The sequence below is a fragment of the Labrenzia sp. C1B70 genome (assembly GCF_000475395.1).
In the GTDB taxonomy this organism is placed as follows: domain Bacteria; phylum Pseudomonadota; class Alphaproteobacteria; order Rhizobiales; family Stappiaceae; genus Roseibium; species Roseibium algicola.
This window is the reverse complement of the sequence record NZ_AXCE01000062.1, coordinates 577,603-593,752: the sequence shown is the minus strand read 5'-3', so window position 1 is coordinate 593,752 and position 16,150 is coordinate 577,603. Positions and strand designations below refer to the sequence as shown.

The 16,150-nt window shown below is 58.4% G+C and carries 17 protein-coding genes; 6 read left to right on the top strand and 11 right to left on the bottom strand.

Annotated elements, in window-relative coordinates:
- The first annotated feature begins 162 nt into the window (after window positions 1-162).
- The 3 genes from Q666_RS63575 to Q666_RS63565 all read left to right on the top strand — a co-directional run bounded on the left by Q666_RS63575 (window position 163) and on the right by Q666_RS63565 (window position 4,116).
- A complete protein-coding gene (locus Q666_RS63575) occupies window positions 163-1,449 on the top strand; it encodes an ArgE/DapE family deacylase (protein WP_023001730.1) in 1,287 nt (428 codons plus the stop codon).
- Window positions 1,450-1,776: 327 nt separating this feature from the next.
- Window positions 1,777-3,084, top strand: coding sequence for a UDP-glucose/GDP-mannose dehydrogenase family protein (locus Q666_RS63570; RefSeq protein WP_023001731.1), 1,308 nt, complete (start codon window positions 1,777-1,779; stop codon window positions 3,082-3,084).
- A gap of 279 nt (window positions 3,085-3,363) precedes the next feature.
- Entirely contained in the window at window positions 3,364-4,116 is a 753-nt protein-coding gene (locus Q666_RS63565) for a sugar transferase (RefSeq protein ID WP_023001732.1), read from the top strand.
- Window positions 4,117-4,161: 45 nt separating this feature from the next.
- Here Q666_RS63565 and aroQ read toward each other — a convergent pair whose 3' ends face one another.
- Window positions 4,162-4,605: a type II 3-dehydroquinate dehydratase gene (gene aroQ, locus Q666_RS63560; protein WP_023001733.1), complete on the bottom strand. Its 444-nt coding sequence runs from the start codon at window positions 4,603-4,605 to the stop codon at window positions 4,162-4,164.
- On the opposite strand from aroQ, the gene Q666_RS66135 reads away from it, so the two are divergent.
- Entirely contained in the window at window positions 4,592-5,032 is a 441-nt protein-coding gene (locus tag Q666_RS66135) for a hypothetical protein (protein WP_139314026.1), read from the top strand. The two genes, aroQ and Q666_RS66135, sit on opposite strands and share 14 nt — an antisense overlap.
- A 33-nt stretch (window positions 5,033-5,065) precedes the next feature.
- Here the strand turns inward: Q666_RS66135 and Q666_RS63550 are convergent, their stop codons facing one another.
- Window positions 5,066-5,596 carry a response regulator gene (locus Q666_RS63550; protein ID WP_023001735.1) on the bottom strand — a complete coding sequence of 177 codons (531 nt, stop codon included), beginning with the start codon at window positions 5,594-5,596 and terminating at the stop codon, window positions 5,066-5,068.
- A gap of 257 nt (window positions 5,597-5,853) precedes the next feature.
- On the opposite strand from Q666_RS63550, the gene Q666_RS66130 reads away from it, so the two are divergent.
- The gene (locus tag Q666_RS66130; protein WP_023014640.1) at window positions 5,854-6,054 is read left to right on the top strand and encodes a hypothetical protein; all 201 of its coding nucleotides are present in this window, start codon (window positions 5,854-5,856) and stop codon (window positions 6,052-6,054) included.
- 30 nt (window positions 6,055-6,084) lie between these two features.
- On the opposite strand, the gene Q666_RS63545 is transcribed toward Q666_RS66130, so the two are convergent.
- The 9 genes from Q666_RS63545 to ccoN all read right to left on the bottom strand — a co-directional run bounded on the left by Q666_RS63545 (window position 6,085) and on the right by ccoN (window position 14,851).
- Window positions 6,085-6,756 carry a class I SAM-dependent methyltransferase gene (locus Q666_RS63545; RefSeq protein WP_023001737.1) on the bottom strand — a complete coding sequence of 224 codons (672 nt, stop codon included), beginning with the start codon at window positions 6,754-6,756 and terminating at the stop codon, window positions 6,085-6,087.
- Between the two features lie 72 nt (window positions 6,757-6,828).
- Window positions 6,829-6,981, bottom strand: a complete 153-nt coding sequence (gene ccoS / locus Q666_RS63540; RefSeq protein ID WP_023001738.1) for a cbb3-type cytochrome oxidase assembly protein CcoS — start codon at window positions 6,979-6,981, stop codon at window positions 6,829-6,831.
- A 7-nt stretch (window positions 6,982-6,988) separates the two neighbouring features.
- On the bottom strand, window positions 6,989-9,235 hold the full coding sequence (locus Q666_RS63535; RefSeq protein WP_023001739.1) for a heavy metal translocating P-type ATPase: 2,247 nt from the start codon (window positions 9,233-9,235) through the stop codon (window positions 6,989-6,991).
- A 10-nt stretch (window positions 9,236-9,245) separates the two neighbouring features.
- A complete protein-coding gene (locus tag Q666_RS63530) occupies window positions 9,246-9,758 on the bottom strand; it encodes a FixH family protein (RefSeq protein WP_023001740.1) in 513 nt (170 codons plus the stop codon).
- A 10-nt stretch (window positions 9,759-9,768) separates the two neighbouring features.
- On the bottom strand, window positions 9,769-11,232 hold the full coding sequence (gene ccoG / locus Q666_RS63525; RefSeq protein ID WP_075281454.1) for a cytochrome c oxidase accessory protein CcoG: 1,464 nt from the start codon (window positions 11,230-11,232) through the stop codon (window positions 9,769-9,771).
- Window positions 11,233-11,403: 171 nt separating this feature from the next.
- Window positions 11,404-12,282 (bottom strand): cytochrome-c oxidase, cbb3-type subunit III, encoded by an 879-nt coding sequence (ccoP, locus tag Q666_RS63520; protein WP_023001742.1) that lies wholly within the window; start codon window positions 12,280-12,282, stop codon window positions 11,404-11,406.
- A gap of 3 nt (window positions 12,283-12,285) precedes the next feature.
- A complete protein-coding gene (locus Q666_RS63515) occupies window positions 12,286-12,441 on the bottom strand; it encodes a cbb3-type cytochrome c oxidase subunit 3 (RefSeq protein WP_006933670.1) in 156 nt (51 codons plus the stop codon).
- Window positions 12,442-12,446: 5 nt separating this feature from the next.
- Window positions 12,447-13,181 carry a cytochrome-c oxidase, cbb3-type subunit II gene (gene ccoO, locus Q666_RS63510; RefSeq protein ID WP_023001743.1) on the bottom strand — a complete coding sequence of 245 codons (735 nt, stop codon included), beginning with the start codon at window positions 13,179-13,181 and terminating at the stop codon, window positions 12,447-12,449.
- Window positions 13,182-13,195: 14 nt separating this feature from the next.
- Window positions 13,196-14,851, bottom strand: coding sequence for a cytochrome-c oxidase, cbb3-type subunit I (ccoN, locus tag Q666_RS63505; protein WP_023001744.1), 1,656 nt, complete (start codon window positions 14,849-14,851; stop codon window positions 13,196-13,198).
- A gap of 393 nt (window positions 14,852-15,244) precedes the next feature.
- On the opposite strand from ccoN, the gene Q666_RS63500 reads away from it, so the two are divergent.
- A complete protein-coding gene (locus tag Q666_RS63500; RefSeq protein ID WP_023001745.1) occupies window positions 15,245-16,150 on the top strand; it encodes a DMT family transporter in 906 nt (301 codons plus the stop codon).

Genomic DNA, 16,150 nt, shown 5'->3' with positions numbered 1-16,150 from the left:
CTCCCAAAGCTCACTTTTCCGCCTCATCCTGGGGAGCTGCTTCAACGATGCTGCGTGAGATGATGGGGCTAGGCGTTCTGTTACCCGCATTTGACGCAGGCAGTGCAGTTGATAGGGTGCGGGCAAATCGCCCACCTCATCATCCTTCCCAGCCGGATCGTCATGTCAGAACCACTTTCCAACGAAGCCATTTCCGCAATCACCGCTGCCGTTGACGCCGCATTCGAGGACGAGATCGCCTTCCTGCAGGATATCGTGCGGGCAAGATCCCTTCGCGGTGAGGAGGCCGGTGTCCAGAAGATCATTGCAGACGCTCTCCGTGACCGTGCCTATGACGTCGAGACCTATGGGCTTGATGTGGCGCAACTGCAGTCCCATCCGGCCTATTCTCCAGCCACTATCGACTACACCGACACGTTCAACGTCAGTGGTCGCAAGAAGTCTGGCCATGGCGGACGTTCGTTGATCCTGAATGCCCACGTCGATGTCGTGCCCACTGCCAATCCGGCAAACTGGACCCATCCGCCGTTTGCAGCCGTGCGCGAGGGCGATTGGCTTTTCGGACGGGGCGCGGGGGACATGAAGGCAGGCCTCGCAGCCAATCTCTTCGCAGTCGATGCCATCGAGGCTGCCGGGTTCAGCTTGAAAGGGCCGCTCGAGTTCCAATCTGTCATCGACGAAGAGGTGACGGGCAATGGCACCGCAGCTGCGATCATGAATGGTGCGACAGCGGACGCGGTTCTCATTCCCGAGCCGACAGACGAAGAGGTCACCTATGCAAATTCCGGTGTCATCAAGTTCCGGATCTCCGTCCAGGGCGTGCCGGCTCACCCACGTGAGCCGGAGTCAGGCCTCAGCGCAATCGAGGCGGCGTTCCTCGTCATCAATGAGTTGAAGGTTCTGGAAGCTCGCTGGAATGAGGAAAAGACCAGCCATCCCGGCTTCGATGACCTGCGCAATCCTGCAAGCCTCAACATCGGCACCATCAACGGCGGCGAATGGCCGGCGTCCATCCCGTTTGAATGCCGTTTCGAAGGCCGGATCGGATTTTATCCGGGTGACGCCCCACAAGACCGGATGGCCAGCGTGGAACAGATGCTGAAAACGCTTGGTACGAAGGATCCCCGGCTTGAAAAAGCCAATCCAAAGCTCGAATGGATCGGGACATGTCAGGCAGGATATCTTCTTGCCGAAGGCAGCGACGCGGAAAATGCGCTCGCCGCCGCACACAAGATCACATCCGAAACTGCGCTCAAACGGTCGATCATGGCCTGCTATCTGGATGCGGCTCTTTACGTGAACCATTGCGGCATTCCCGCCCTCACCTATGGCCCGCTGACAAAGAACATTCACGGCATAGACGAATGCGTGAACCTGCCGTCGCTGAAAAGAGTGACGAAGACGATCGCCCTGTTTACCGCTGCCTGGTGCGGCATCGCACCGACGTAGGCCAGTTCAGCTGCACCGAAATGAGGAGGCCCTTCTTCGCACAGGGCCTTCCTTCCGGAGGAGCACATCCCCTCTTTAGCCAGAAAAATGCTCCCGTTTTTTGTGTCGTTCCGTTAGTCTTCATGACCGGGACGCGTTCAGGCAATTGCAGACGCCTCATCCTGTCCCTATTCAGAGTAGTGTGCGGAGCAGAATTTCAAAATTTCAAACAATACGTTTTCAACGAACTGGTCTTTTGCTGCCGGTCCATGTAATTCGGGCAGCACCTAGCGGGCTTATGGTGATTGACTAGCGCCTGAAGACCACCCAGAAGCAGGAAAATTTAAAATGCGTGTTGCAATGATTGGGACCGGCTATGTCGGTCTGGTGTCCGGAACCTGTTTTGCCGATTTCGGACATGTCGTGACCTGCATCGACAAGGATGCAAGCAAGATCGACGCCCTGAACAACGGACAGATCCCGATCTATGAACCTGGCTTGCAGGAACTCGTTGCAAAGAACGTTGCCGAAGAACGCCTCTTCTTTACCACTGCTCCTGAAGAAGCGATCCGCAAAGCGGATGCCGTTTTCATTGCCGTCGGCACGCCGACACGCCGAGGCGATGGCCATGCCGATCTGTCCTATGTTTATGCCGCGGCAGAGGAAATCGCACGACTGATCGAGGGCTTCACCGTGATCGTCACCAAATCGACCGTTCCGGTCGGCACGGGAGACGAAGTGGAAGCGATCATCCGCAAGACCAACCCTGACGCAGAATTCGCCGTCGTTTCAAATCCGGAATTCCTGCGCGAAGGCGCCGCCATCAGCGACTTCAAACGCCCCGACCGGGTGGTGGTCGGGACCGATGACGAGCGCGCGGTCGAAGTGATGCGTGAGCTTTACCGCCCGCTGTATCTCAACGAAACCCCGATCATCGTGACCCGCCGCCGCACATCGGAACTCACCAAATATGCGGCCAATGCGTTTCTCGCGGTCAAGATCACCTTCATCAACGAAATTGCAGACCTGTGTGAGAAAGTCGGGGCAAACGTCCAGGAAGTCTCGCGTGGTATCGGCCTCGACAACCGCATCGGCGGCAAGTTCCTGCATGCCGGCCCAGGCTACGGCGGCTCCTGCTTTCCGAAGGACACTCTTGCCCTCTCGCGGATCGCCGCGGATGCACAGTCGGATCTGAAGATCGTCGATTCCGTCATCGAGGTGAACGCAGCCCGCAAGAAGAAGATGGCCGACAAGGTGATCGAATTCATGGACGGCGACGTAAGCGGCAAGACGATCGCGTTGCTTGGCCTCGCCTTCAAGCCCAATACGGACGACATGCGCGAAGCTCCGAGCATCGACATCGTGGAAAAACTGCAGGCTGCTGGTGCCAAGATCCGTGCCTACGACCCGGCCAGCATGGAAGAAGCCGAGAAGGTCATGTCGGGTGTGATGTTCTGCGATGGCCCCTATCATGCCATCGAGAACGCAGATGTGGTTGTAATCGTTACGGAGTGGGATCAGTTCCGTGCGCTTGACCTCGACCGCGTCAAAACTCTGGTCTCTGCACCCAAGGTTGTCGACCTGCGAAATATCTACAAGCCGGACTACATGGAAGCCCGTGGCTTCGAGTACACCAGCGTCGGCCGCAGCTACTAAGCGGCCGGTTCCCACCTCAGAATTTAATATCCTATGCGAACGTCGGGCTAACCCTAGCCCGGCGTTCAATTTTTTAAAAATTAATTAAATTTCACATCACTTTTGACGCCGGAACATTGCTCCCGTCGCGTCACTATGGTAACCAAACCCTTAATGGATAACAATTTTCCCGATCTTGTTACCCAAATATTAACGATACGATCGTGATTGCGACTGCCTCCAGACAGGATGCCGGCGCACATCAAGTGGTCTCGTAAATCGGGTTGAGGCTGGCATATCTTGGCAGACGAAACAGTATCTTACGAAGCAGATGATCACGGCCGCGAAGCGATGAATATCGCCGGCTTCGCGACGTGGGGCTATCCGCACCCCGACCTGCTCGATGCGACAAACCGTGCCTCCCGCGACCTCCGCCCGGCACGCGGAGTGATTCAATCCGGACTGAAGAAATGTATTGACCTGACCGGTGCAAGTGCCGGCCTTCTACTGCTTTTTCCCTTATTTGTTGCACTCGCGGTTGCAATAAAACTGACAAGCCGCGGACCGGTATTTTTCCGTCAGTGGCGCTACGGTTTGAATGGCAAGAAGTTTGCCGTTCTCAAGTTCCGGACGATGCATGCCAACCAGTGCGACAGCTCCGGGATTTCGCAAACCGTTGCCAACGATCCGCGCGTCACATTGATCGGCGCCTTCCTTCGCAAGAGCAACTTCGATGAATTGCCGCAGCTCATCAACGTGTTGCGGGGAGAGATGTCCCTGGTAGGTCCTCGACCGCATGTGCCCGGCATGCTGGCCGCCGGAATGCCTTATGAAGACTTCCACCCCAGGTACATGGACCGCCACAAGGTGCTTCCGGGCATCACAGGCCTGGCACAGGTCAACGGCTTTCGCGGGGAAACCAAAAACCCTCATGCGGCCCGCATGCGGCTTGCCTATGATCTTGCCTACATCGAGCGTCAGTCGGTTATCCTTGATGTCAAAATCCTCGCGACGACGGTCGCCAGGGAATTCTTCAACGGCAACGGTTACTGAACCGCCGGAAAATCCTCAAACAGTGTCCCTGGCGGAGACGCAGGATCATGCGTCTGCGCACAAAGTCGCCATGCGCTGCAGGGCAAGCAGGTAACCCTCCACACCGCAGCCAGCAATCACCGCATCCGCGCGGGCTGAAACGTAGGAATGGTGTCGGAAGCTTTCCCGTTTGTGGATGTTGGAGACATGAACCTCGATCACCGGACAGGTGCAGGTATTCAATGCGTCCAGAATTGCGATCGACGTGTGCGTATAGGCCGCCGGGTTGATGATGATACCCGCGGCCGCTTCCCTCGCCTCATGGATCCAGTCGATAAGCACATGTTCGGCATTGCTCTGATGGAATGCGATCTCAAAGCCCTTGGGCGCAGCGGCGGCCTCACACATCGCACGGACATCATCCAGGGTCTGAGCCCCGTAGATCTCCGGTTCCCGCTTGCCAAGCAGATTGAGATTCGGACCGTTCAGAACATAGATGATTTTTGCCATTGAATTTTCCCTAGACCTTCGTCGACAACTTGCCCCGCACTGGCGATTTTTACCAAGAAATTCGAAGATTTCCGGCAAAAGTTTGTGGACGATTGTTATCGGAGGTGATACCGCGGTCCCGCATCCTTGCGACGCTCGGTTTTACGCATTATTAACTATAAAACTCCAGTGTGAGAAAAAATCGGCTCATCGGGTAACCATGATTAAACTCCGCGAACGGTTGGACACACTTGAAGCTTTGATGGCCGCCATCGAAGGCTACCATCATCTCCCTATCGATGTTCTTTCCCAGTTCCTGCTCGACCACTACACGGTTGATCTTGACGTTCTGGCGCAGTTTGCCGAAGCGGCAGAAAGTGCCCAAGCTCAAGGCGCATCGTCTTATGCGGCAGCGGAAAATCGCGCGGCAGCACAGTCGGCCGCCTGACGCGTCCACATCACATTCAGCTGAATTTTACGCTTAACCGATCGCGGTGAGGTTACCGTCGCCTTCGCCGCCCTGCTGTTGCGGCTGGCCGGGGCCACCTTGCCAGATCTTCTGGCGGTTCCGGATTTCGCGCGGTGCAGGGCCGAAATAGGTGGCCGTCTTGATGAAATCGCGCGGGTGCAGGATCACGCTGGAAACGCGCTGATACAGTGCCTTTGCCGAGATCGGCTTGGACAGCAGCTCGTGTACGCCGAGCCGGCGCGCTTCCACGATCCGGCTACGCTCGGTGTGGGCGGTCACCATAATAATCGGGATATAGGCGAAGGGATTGTTCGGACTGCGGATCATGCGCACCATGTCCGCCCCGTCCAGGATCGGCATGACCCAATCCAGAATAAGGATGTCAGGGTTCGCCCGGTCCATGGCTTCAAGGCCGGACGCGCCGTCTTCAGCCTCGACAATGCGCCGCGCACCGAACCCCTGCAGCATGGTGCGCAGGATGGTCCGCATGTAAGCACTGTCTTCGACCAGCAAGAATGTCAGAGAGGCAAGATCCAGGCTCACCTAGTCCTCCTTGTTTGACTTAACCTTTGCCATGAAAGTCTGAACAATGAGTTAGTCTCCGGCCGCGAGGAGCCCACAAACATCCGCCGACGCGGCATCGACTTTGAATAGTTTCGGAAAGGCTGAGAAATTACTCGCAATACACTGAGGGATTTCACCTATTGGTAATGTTGCGCTCAATTAATCTTTTGGCTGGTTCGATATTAACGGGACTTTCAATTGTACGCCCCCATCTTTCAGGCAAGAAATCGAACTGAATGAGCAGCCTTTTGCAAACGATTGTAAGAACCATGTCCCGGGATCCTGAAACGTTCGGGGAAGACGATCCGCTCCCTATGGAGCATGAACCGTCCGACCTCGGCACAAATGCAAGACTGAGAGACAATCTCCTTCTGCTTGCCGGCATAGGGCTCGTCCTGCTTGCCACAGGCATGGCCCTGTCCAACGTCCTCTCCTAAGCCGCCCGTTGTGCCGTGCCGCGACAGGGCTCAGGCAAGGCGCGGCTTCCGGGCACTGAAGAGTGCCACGCACCCGATCCTTTCAATCTTCACCTCGGCAAAGCGTTTTTCAAGTTCCGCTCGCAAAGTGTCCTGCGTGTCGGCTTCGTTCGAAAAGACACCCTTGCGGTTATAGATCTGCATCAGCTTGCGGGCGGCACCGGACCGCGGCGCATCGCCTTGCAGGATGGTGGAGCCAAAGACCGTTGCCCCTTCTTCGAGATGCGGTACCGCATGATCGAAGATCACTGCCTTTTCAGTCATGGTGCCCGGAAGGCAATGAAGCACGTAGTTGAGGCCGATGGTCTTGAAACTGCCGATGTCTTTTGGCCACGGCACGAGTGCATCTGCCTGAACGGTGACGGGGTTCAAGCGGGCAATCCTGGCGGCAGCCTTGTCGAGGCACTCCCGGTTGGGATCGAGCAACGTCACCCTTGGATCTGCAACGGGAAACCTGGTCTTGTCCAGGAAGTAACCGGTGCCCACGCCGATATCCAGGTGCTTGGCGGAAACATGCTGGTCATAGAGCGCGACCAGATGAGAGCTCGGACAACGCCAGATCCAGCGGTTCGACAAACCCAGCACCAGGGCATCGTAGATGGCCAGCGACGTTCTGGAATAAACGGCGTAGCCCGGTTTGTGCGCGTCCGGAAACGAATCCATGCATAGCTCCAGTTACCTAAAGGAATGCATGGGGCTAGGCGCACGGGAACACAAAGTCAAGATTGCCGGCAACTACTTGTCTGGCAGGTCGTCGTCGTCAAGGATGCGCCATTTGGCACCTTCGAGATCGTCATACTGGCCGCTTTTCAAGGACCAGAGGAAAGCCCCCAGCCCCAGCGCTCCCAGGAGCAGTGCAATCGGTATCAGATAGATCAGAACGTCCATGTCGATCTCATTCAGCAGCCTGTTGCTGTCGCAACGTGGGTGCGTTCGCTCCCGCGTTCCTGCCGCCCTCTCCCCAGCGCAGCTTGAGCGCGTTTGCGGTAACTGCCAGCGACGATGCGGACATCGCTGCTGCCGCCATCAAAGGTGTGACGAAACCGGCCACGGCAATGGGCACGGCAATGATGTTGTAGACGACCGAAATCCAGAGGTTCTGCTCGATTGCCGCCCTTGCCCGTTTCGACAGCCTGAGCGCATCGGCCACCGGCTGCAATTTGTCACCGAGAAAAACGGCGTCTGCAGCGGCCTGACTGAGATGCACGGCCGAGACAGGCGACAACGAGACATGCGCCCCGGCCAGCGCCGGAGCATCATTCAGGCCATCGCCAACCATCAGGACCTTGCGGCCACTGGCCTGGAGTTCTTCGAGACGTGCAATTTTCTGGGCCGGCTTCATGCCCGAGCGCCAGTCCGATACACCCAGCACAGCCGCGCAATCGGCCACAGCAGGTTTCGTATCCCCGGAAACAATTTCAAGCGCGTAGCCGGCTGATTTCAACTGATCGACCACCGCCCTGGCATCCGGCCGCAGCCGTTGCCGGAAGGCCAACAGGCGGGCAGGATCCGCGCCAAAGCGGATAGCAAGCAGAGAGGCACCCGGGTTCGACTGCAGTGCTGCCTCGACCTGTTCGTCGGATGCTTCGCAGAACAGCGGGCTGCCAAGCCGCAGACGCTGTCCGGCAACCAGGGTTTCAAGACCCGCCCCGGATATCTCGCTGACGTCCGGCAGAGGCTGCAGCGCTCCTGTTGCCTTGACCAGGGCTGCCGACAAGGGATGCCGACTGGCCAGGGCAAGGCGTCCGGCCAGTGCGAGCGTTTCGTCATCTGGATCGATGGAGCTACACAGATCCGGCTCGGTAAGCGTCAACGTACCGGTCTTGTCGAACAGGATGGTGTCGATATCCGACAATCGTTCGATGGCATCGCCCGAATTGAGCAGGATTCCACACCGGAAGAGCTGCCCGGATGCCACCACCTGCACAGCAGGAACCGCCAAACCGAGCGCGCAGGGACAGGTGATGATCAAGACGGAAATGGCGATGATCAGGGCTGGCTGCCAGTCTAGCCCGGCCAGCAACCAGCCAAGAAATGTCAGCGCAGCCGCGCCATGCACCAGGGGCGCATAAAGGCGGGCGGCTCGGTCGGCAATGCGCACGTATTTGGATTTGGCCTGGGATGCCGCTTCCAGCAGGCGGTTGACCTCATCCAGCAACGTCGCGCCGGAAGCAGCCTGAACCCGGACCTGCAACACCCCCGCTCCGTTTAAGGTACCGGCGTAGACCCGCTGACCGGCCGCAACCGGCACCAGCACGCTTTCACCGGTCACAAGGCTTTGGTCGATCTCGGAAACACCAGTTTCAACCACACCATCCACCGGCACCCGCTCGCCGCCCGATACCAGAACCAGGTCACCTGCGGCGATTTTTGAAAGCGGTACTTCGCGGACAGCGCCGTCGGAATGGATCAGTGCGGCAACTTCCGCCTTCAGCGCGGCGATGTTCTCTGCAAAGGACCGCGTCCGCCCCCGCATGTTGTGGTCGAGATACCGCCCGACCAGCAGGAAGAACAACAGCATAACGGCGGATTCGAAATAGGCGTGATGTTGGTGCTGGATGGTCTGGACGACCGACAGAGCGACCGCCAGTGTCACGCCGATCACGATCGGCACATCCATGTTCAACCGGCCGGCAGCCAGGGCGTTGAAGGCGCTGCGAAAGAACGGCCGCCCGGAGTAGGCAACTGTCGGCAAGGCGATCAGCGCAGACAGCCAGTGGAAGAAATCCCGGGTTTCCGGGGTGATGTCGGTGGCATTGCCCGACCACACGGAAACGGACAGCAGCATGATGTTCATGCCGGCAAAGCCGGAAACCGCCAGGCAGCGCAGCAATTGTTTGCCGGTCTTGTCCTGACGCTCCTTCTGGCTTGCCGGATCAAACGGGTGGGCCTTGTATCCGAGACGTTCCAGCTCGGCGACGATCTCGTCAGCCCCGGTCTGGTCTTCCGACCAGTCGACGGCGAGCCGCTGGCTGGTCAGGTTGACGCGTGCCGCCCGGATGCCCGGAAGCCGTTTCAGACCTCGCTCGATGTCTCCCATGCAGGCAGCGCAGGTAATGCCGTCGACGGCAAGGTCCATGTGGACCGCACCGTCTTCGCCCGGCGTCACGAATGCCTGCCAATCACGCTGATGGACCGTCACGGTACGTGCCTCAGTTCTTGACGAAGATCCGGTTCTCGGACCGGAATTTCCGTTCGCCATCCTGTTCGATTTCCAGGATGAGTGTCCAGTTGCCGTCGGCAAGGTTCTCGACTGTGCCGACATAGCGCCCACCGCCGTCAGCCGTGAAATCGACCTTCACGTCGGCGTCGTCATGAACCGGATTGCGCAAAAGGGCATGAAGGACCACCCCGTAAAGCGGCGTTCCCTGCGCATCGTTGGCCGTGACGACCAGCTTGCCATCCGCACTGCTGGTGCGGGTAAATTCGGTCGAGACCTGCCAGTTCAGGTCTGCCTGAGCCTTGGCGGCCGCGATTTCCTGGTTGTAGGCCTGTCCGGCTTCATAGGAACTTTCCACCACCACGCCCGGGAAAGACCCGAGCGCGAGATAGATGAACACGGCGTTGGCGGTAAAGATCACGCCAAAGAAGGCAAGAAGCCAGACCAGGACCGTCTTTCCGGTGATCGCCTTGGGATCTTTCATGTTCGATTGAACCATCGTCATTCTTTGCTCCTCAAGGTTTTTCCGGTGCCTTGAACGTGTCTTTGGCTGTGACCACTTCGCCCATGACGCTTTCGGTGATCCGGAAGGTAACCGGCGTCGAATGTGGCATCTTTGCCCAGGGCGGCGATGTCACGAGAATACGGACTTCCCGGGTCGTGTCAGGACCGACAGAGATGATCGGACGGCCGGCGAAGGTGTCCTCCGTACCGACGGCTTCCACCATCGTGTTGGCCGGCATGCCTTCCACATGCAGCATGAAATGGCGCTCGTGGCGGCGTTTGTTCGACAGACGCACTGTATAGCCGTTGCGCACGGACCCGTCCGACTGCTCGACGAACACCGGGTTTCTGTCATGCAGAACGCTGATATCGGCGAAATCACGATTGAGCAGTGCGAACAGCATGATACCGCAGACCACGGCGATGATGCCGACATAAATGACCGTTCGGACGCGGACGATCTCGTAGACCGATTCCTTGCCTTCCAGGCGGCGCTGGATGTTTTCGTCCGTATCGTAGCCGATCAGTCCCTTCGGCTTGCCGATCTTTTCCATGACGTTGTCGCAGGCATCGATGCACAGGCCGCACTGGATGCAGTCGAGCTGCATTCCCTTGCGGATGTCGACACCGGTCGGGCAGACCTGGAAGCACTGGTAGCAGTCCACGCAATCGCCAGCAGGCATGCCCTGGTCGGCAAGTTTCTTGTTTTGCTTCAGGGAACCGCGCGGCTCGCCCCTGTCCCAGCGATAGGTGACGTTTAGGGCCTTCTCGTCGGTCATGGCAGCCTGGATGCGCGGCCACGGGCACATGTAGATGCACACCTGCTCCCGCATGAAGCCTGCGAGGAGATAGGTCGTCGTGGTCAGGATGGCGATCCAGACATAGGCAATCATCGGCGCCTGGAAGGTCAGGAGTTCCCATACCAGGGTCGGTGCGTCGTTGAAGTAAAGCACCCACGCACCGCCCGTCCACCAGGCGATCATCAGCCACAGGAAATGCTTTGTCACGCGCTTGCGGACCTTGTCGAAGGTCCAGGGGTCCTTGTCCAGCACGATGCGCTCGCGCCGATCGCCTTCCACCTTGCGCTCGACCCAGAGGAACAGGTCCGTCCAGACCGTCTGCGGGCACAGATAGCCGCACCAGACGCGTCCTGCGACCGCGTTCATCAGGAACAGTACCAGCGCTGCAAGAATCAGGAGACCGGTGAGGTAGTAAACTTCCTGCGGCCAGATCTCGATGAAAAAGAAATAGGCCCTGCTGCCTTCCATATCGACAAGAACAGCCTGGCTTGGAGCATCCGGGCCGCGGTCATACCGGATGAAAGGCAGGAAATAATAGATGCCCAGCGTGATGAACAGCAGCGCCCACTTGATCCTGCGGAACAGGCCGTGCGTCGCCATGGGATAGATCTTTTTGGCTGATGCAAACCATTCATCGGATTGCGCGCCCTCATGCGTCTCGGTGTCCGTAGACATACCGTCCGTCCTCTTCAACGCGATCCTGCCCCAATAGGATCTTTGGAAAATCATTCGCCGCCCACCATTAGCAGCGAGTGCTCAAAATAAACCGGCGCAAAGCGTCACACTTTGCGCCGGATCAAATCGTTCAAGCTATCTGGCGCATTTGTCGCACCAGATCCGCTGGTTCTACTGCCCGCCCCCGAAGGAGTGGACGTAGACCGTCAGCGACTTGATGGTCGCCGGATCGAGACGATCGACCCAGGCCGGCATCACGCCGTTGCGCGGATTGTTGATCTGCGCCTTGATGGCGTCCAGCGACTTGCCATAGAGGTAATTGGCAGACAGCAGGCTCGGCGCACCGACATCCTGAATGCCCTTCAGGTCTTCGCCGTGGCAGGCTGCGCAGTTGTCGTCATAGACGGTCTGCCCCGCAGCCAGATCGACGCCTTCGTCGGTCTCAAGTCCCGCGCGGGATGCGACGAAGTTGGCAACCTGATTGATCTCCTCGCGGCTCAACAGCTCATCACGGCCGAAGGCAGGCATTTCGCCGATGCGTGCTTCGTCATGACCGGACCTGATACCGAATTCCAGCGTGGTGTGGATGTTATCCAGCGTGCCACCCCAGATCCAGGTGTCGTCCTGCAGGTTCGGATAACCTTCCGCACCCGTGCCGCCGGAACCGTGGCACGGTGCACAGTTGTCACCGAAAGCTGCCTGGCCGTTGGCCCGGGCAAATTGCAGCAGCTCCTGATCAGTGGAGATGTCCTCAAGCGAGGCTGCCACGATCTTGTCGGCAAAGACGGACCGGTCGGAGATCCCCTTGTCGTAGGCTGCGATCGCCTCGGTCCGCTGGTTGGCACCCAGTACACCGGTGGTGTAGCTGGAGACCAGCGGCCAGGACGGGTAGAGAACCCAGTAGATCACCGCCCAGACAATGCAGGCGTAGAACAGATACAGCCACCATTTCGGCAGAGGATTGTTCAGTTCTTTCAGACCGTCCCATTCGTGGCCGGTGGTTTCGACCCCGGAGATCTGGTCGACTTCCTTGTTATGTGTGTCTGCCATGGATCAGTCCTCCCGAAACGGGATTTGAGCAGCGTCGTCGAACTTTTTCCGGTTCTTCGGCCACAATGCGTAGGCCAGAACGACGCCAAACAGGATCATGAAGTAGAGTAGGCCCCAGGTTTGTGCGAAGCCTGCGAATGCTGAGTATGTCTCGTTCATCGCCCTTACCTCGCGTTTGCCTTGTCGTCATAGATCGAGAAATCGACCATGGTACCCAGCACCTGGAGATAGGCGACAAGCGCGTCCATCTCGGTCACTTCCCTCGGGTTGCCGTCGAAATCGCGGATCGTGGCATTCGGCCAGCGTTCCTCGAAGCCATCAGCCGCTTCCGTGTCCGGTCTCGCCTGACCGAGGATGTCAGATGCGGCATTTGCAATCTGCTCTTCGGTATACGGCACGCCAATCACGGTGTTGACCGTCAGGTGAGACTCGATGTCCCGGGTGTTGAGGCGATTTTCAGCCAGGAACGGATAGCCGGGCATGATGGACGCTGGAACCAGCGCGCGCGGGTCCTTCAGGTGCTCCACATGCCAGTCGTCGGAGTATTTGCCACCGACGCGGGCCAGATCCGGACCGGTACGCTTGGACCCCCACTGGAACGGATGATCGTACATCGATTCCGCAGCCAGCGAGAAATGACCGTAGCGTTCCATTTCATCGCGCATCGGACGCACCATCTGCGAGTGGCACAGATAGCAGCCTTCGCGGATGTAGATATTGCGTCCGGCCAGTTCGAGCGGCGTATAGGGCCGCACGCCTTCGGTCTTTTCGATCGTGCTCTTCAGATAGAAGAGTGGAGCGATCTCGACCAGGCCGCCGATGGCGACCATGACCAGAATGCCGATCAAGAGAACGAAGGAGTTCTTTTCAAAGACTTCGTGTTTTTTCCATGCAGACATAGTCTGTCCCTCCCTTATTCGGCCGGAGCCAGGGAGCCAGCCGGCGTGGCATCGGCTTCTTCAGCCTCGCCGTGACGGACGGTCATCCAGAGATTGTAGGCCATGATCACGGCGCCGAGCACGAAGAGCGCACCGCCAAGAGCACGGATGATGTAGAAGGGATGCATCGCCTCGACGGTTTCCACGAAGGAGTACTCCAGGAAGCCGAGCTGGTCGTAGGCGCGCCACATCAGGCCCTGCATGATACCGGACACCCACATCGCGGTGATGTAGAGAACGATACCGATCGTGGACAGCCAGAAGTGCAGGTTCACGAGCTTCAGCGAATACAGCTGACGCTTGTTCCAGAGCCACGGGATCAGGCAGTAGATCGCGCCGAACGAGATGTAGCCAACCCAGCCCAGAGCACCGGAGTGCACGTGACCGATGGTCCAGTCGGTGTAGTGCGACAGGGAGTTGACCGAGCGCAGCGACATCAGCGGACCTTCAAAGGTGGACATGCCGTAGAAGGCGACCGAAACCACCATCATGCGCAGAACCGGGTCGGTCCGCAGCTTGTCCCATGCACCCGAAAGCGTCATCAGGCCGTTGATCATGCCACCCCAGGACGGCATCCACAGGATGATGGAGAAGGTTGCACCCAGCGTAGACGCCCACTGCGGCAGAGCCGTGTAGTGAAGGTGGTGCGGACCTGCCCAGATGTAGATGAAGATCAGCGCCCAGAAGTGCACGATGGAAAGACGGTAGGAATAGACCGGCCGCTCCGCGCGCTTCGGGATGAAGTAGTACATGATGGCAAGGAAGCCGGCGGTCAGGAAGAAGCCCACCGCGTTATGGCCGTACCACCACTGCACCATGGCGTCCTGAACGCCCGACCAGACGATGTAGGACTTGGTCGAGTAGATCGAGACCGGAATGGTCAGGTTGTTGGTGATGTGCAGCATGGCAATCGTGACGATGAACGCCAGATAAAACCAGTTGGCCACGTAGATATGCGGTTCCTTGCGCTTCCAGAGCGTGCCCAGGAACAGCAGCAGGTAGGCCACCCAGACGATGGTCAGCCACAGGTCGGCATACCATTCCGGCTCGGCATATTCCTTGCTCTGTGTCGCGCCGAGCAGATAGCCCGTTCCCGCGATCACGATGAAGGCGTTGTAACCCAGGATCACGAACCAGGGCAGGACCTTGCCGGGCATGCGCACACGGCAGGTGCGCTGGACCACATACATGGACGTTGCCAGCAGCACGTTGCCGCCGAAGGCGAAAATCACCGCGGAGGTGTGCAGCGGACGCAGGCGCCCGAAATTGGTCCACGGCAAATCAAAGTTCAGCGCAGGCCAGGCCAGCTGAAGAGCGATGATCAAACCGACCGTGAAACCGGCAATGCCCCAGAACATTGCCGCGACCGCACCGAATTTGATCGGTCCGATGTTGTAGTTTGGTTTGCCGTCGATTTCGGCCGGAATCACTTCCCCGCCGTCATCGAAGTAGTTCTTGAAAATCAGAAACACGCTGACGGCGGCGAACAATGCGCCTATGCCAGCGTGGAATGCCATGACCTGATCGAATGTCTTGCCTGCCACGATGATGCAGGCAAACGCAAGCAGCACAAGGAAGATGGCGAAGCCGCCTTCCTCGAGCGAGATCATTTTGGCCTTGTTTTGTGCCATTTTAGCGCCCCAGTCTTGAAATCGTTACAAGGTGCCAACGATGGCACGACCATGCACACGACTCTGAAAATGCCGCGTTGATTCATATCAACATGCCAGCAATTGGCGATGTCGGAACAGCCTCCAAAGGTCAGATTGCATTGCGTAAATTGTCGCGGGCAAGATGAAGGCACGCCGTGAAAGGGATGTGACGCCCGCCTGAAGGACGTAGGCCGGTTTGCGGCAACGTCCTGGCACCCTTGCTCATCCGCCGGCCTTGCGGTTTTCCGAAGCCAAGGACCGGGAAACGTGTTACGCCGTTCTTCCCTCCGCTGAAGGGCGATGCTTTCTGGCGCGTCCGATGGCCCCTGATCTGCCGCTGACGACCTTCCACCTCGACACGGGACCCCTCCCTTGAACGCTGCATCTCAAAATGGCGCAAGCCTCCATCCCAATATCATCGGCAGCCTCTGGATGGTGGCTGCGATGGCCGCCTTCGCATTGGAAGATGCCTTCGTGAAGCAGGCTGCGGCACAGTTGCCCGTGGCGGAAATCCTGGTGCTGTTCGGCGTCGGTGGAACCATTGCCTTCTTCGGCCTTGCCACTGTCACAGGCGAGAAAGTTCTCAACCGGGACGTATTCTCGCCTGTCATGCGAGTTCGCTTCGCCTTCGAACTGGTCGGCCGGTTGTTCTATGTTCTGGCGTTGGCCCTGACGCCGCTCTCCTCGACCACTGCCATTCTCCAGGCAACACCGATATTCGTTGTGCTGGGCGCTTCCCTGTTCTTTGGCGAAAAGGTCGGCTGGCGCAGGTGGACAGCAATCTTTATCGGCCTTGTGGGCGTCCTGATCGTGCTCCGGCCGACCAGCGACAGCTTTTCTTTGCTTTCGGTCCTGGCCGTCATCGGCATGCTTGGCTTCTCCGGCCGCGACCTTGCCAGCCGCGCTGCGCCGGCGACCCTCAGCACCAATATCCTCGGGTTCTACGGTTTCCTGACGATCATTATCGCCGGTCTTGTCTATGGTCTTTGGGACAGGTCCGCCTTCGTGGTGCCTGACACAACCGCCCTTCTCGCCCTCGGAACCGCAGTCTTCTGTGGTGTCTTTGCCTATAGCGCCCTGATGAAGGCCATGCGCACCGGAGAAATCGCCACCGTCACACCGTTCCGCTATTCGCGGCTGCTGTTCGGCGTCCTGCTCGGTGCCGTCTGGTTCAACGAGCGGATCGACGCGCAGATGCTGGTTGGCTGCACCGTCATCGTCGGATCGGGACTGTTCATCCTGTGGCGCGGCAACAAGGCGAAGACCCGGCGCACTTGA

What these genes read in the sequence shown, in the direction of transcription:
- ccoG (WP_075281454.1), bottom strand. Translation starts at nt 11,232, where the DNA reads ATGTCTACGGACACCGAGACGCATGAGGGCGCGCAATCCGATGAATGG.
- Q666_RS63570 (WP_023001731.1), top strand. Translation starts at nt 1,777, where the DNA reads ATGCGTGTTGCAATGATTGGGACCGGCTATGTCGGTCTGGTGTCCGGA.
- ccoP (WP_023001742.1), bottom strand. Translation starts at nt 12,282, where the DNA reads ATGGCAGACACACATAACAAGGAAGTCGACCAGATCTCCGGGGTCGAA.
- Q666_RS63530 (WP_023001740.1), bottom strand. Translation starts at nt 9,758, where the DNA reads ATGACGATGGTTCAATCGAACATGAAAGATCCCAAGGCGATCACCGGA.
- aroQ (WP_023001733.1), bottom strand. Translation starts at nt 4,605, where the DNA reads ATGGCAAAAATCATCTATGTTCTGAACGGTCCGAATCTCAATCTGCTT.
- ccoS (WP_023001738.1), bottom strand. Translation starts at nt 6,981, where the DNA reads ATGGACGTTCTGATCTATCTGATACCGATTGCACTGCTCCTGGGAGCG.
- Q666_RS66135 (WP_139314026.1), top strand. Translation starts at nt 4,592, where the DNA reads ATGATTTTTGCCATTGAATTTTCCCTAGACCTTCGTCGACAACTTGCC.
- Q666_RS66130 (WP_023014640.1), top strand. Translation starts at nt 5,854, where the DNA reads ATGAGCAGCCTTTTGCAAACGATTGTAAGAACCATGTCCCGGGATCCT.
- Q666_RS63575 (WP_023001730.1), top strand. Translation starts at nt 163, where the DNA reads ATGTCAGAACCACTTTCCAACGAAGCCATTTCCGCAATCACCGCTGCC.
- Q666_RS63515 (WP_006933670.1), bottom strand. Translation starts at nt 12,441, where the DNA reads ATGAACGAGACATACTCAGCATTCGCAGGCTTCGCACAAACCTGGGGC.
- ccoN (WP_023001744.1), bottom strand. Translation starts at nt 14,851, where the DNA reads ATGGCACAAAACAAGGCCAAAATGATCTCGCTCGAGGAAGGCGGCTTC.
- ccoO (WP_023001743.1), bottom strand. Translation starts at nt 13,181, where the DNA reads ATGTCTGCATGGAAAAAACACGAAGTCTTTGAAAAGAACTCCTTCGTT.
- Q666_RS63545 (WP_023001737.1), bottom strand. Translation starts at nt 6,756, where the DNA reads ATGGATTCGTTTCCGGACGCGCACAAACCGGGCTACGCCGTTTATTCC.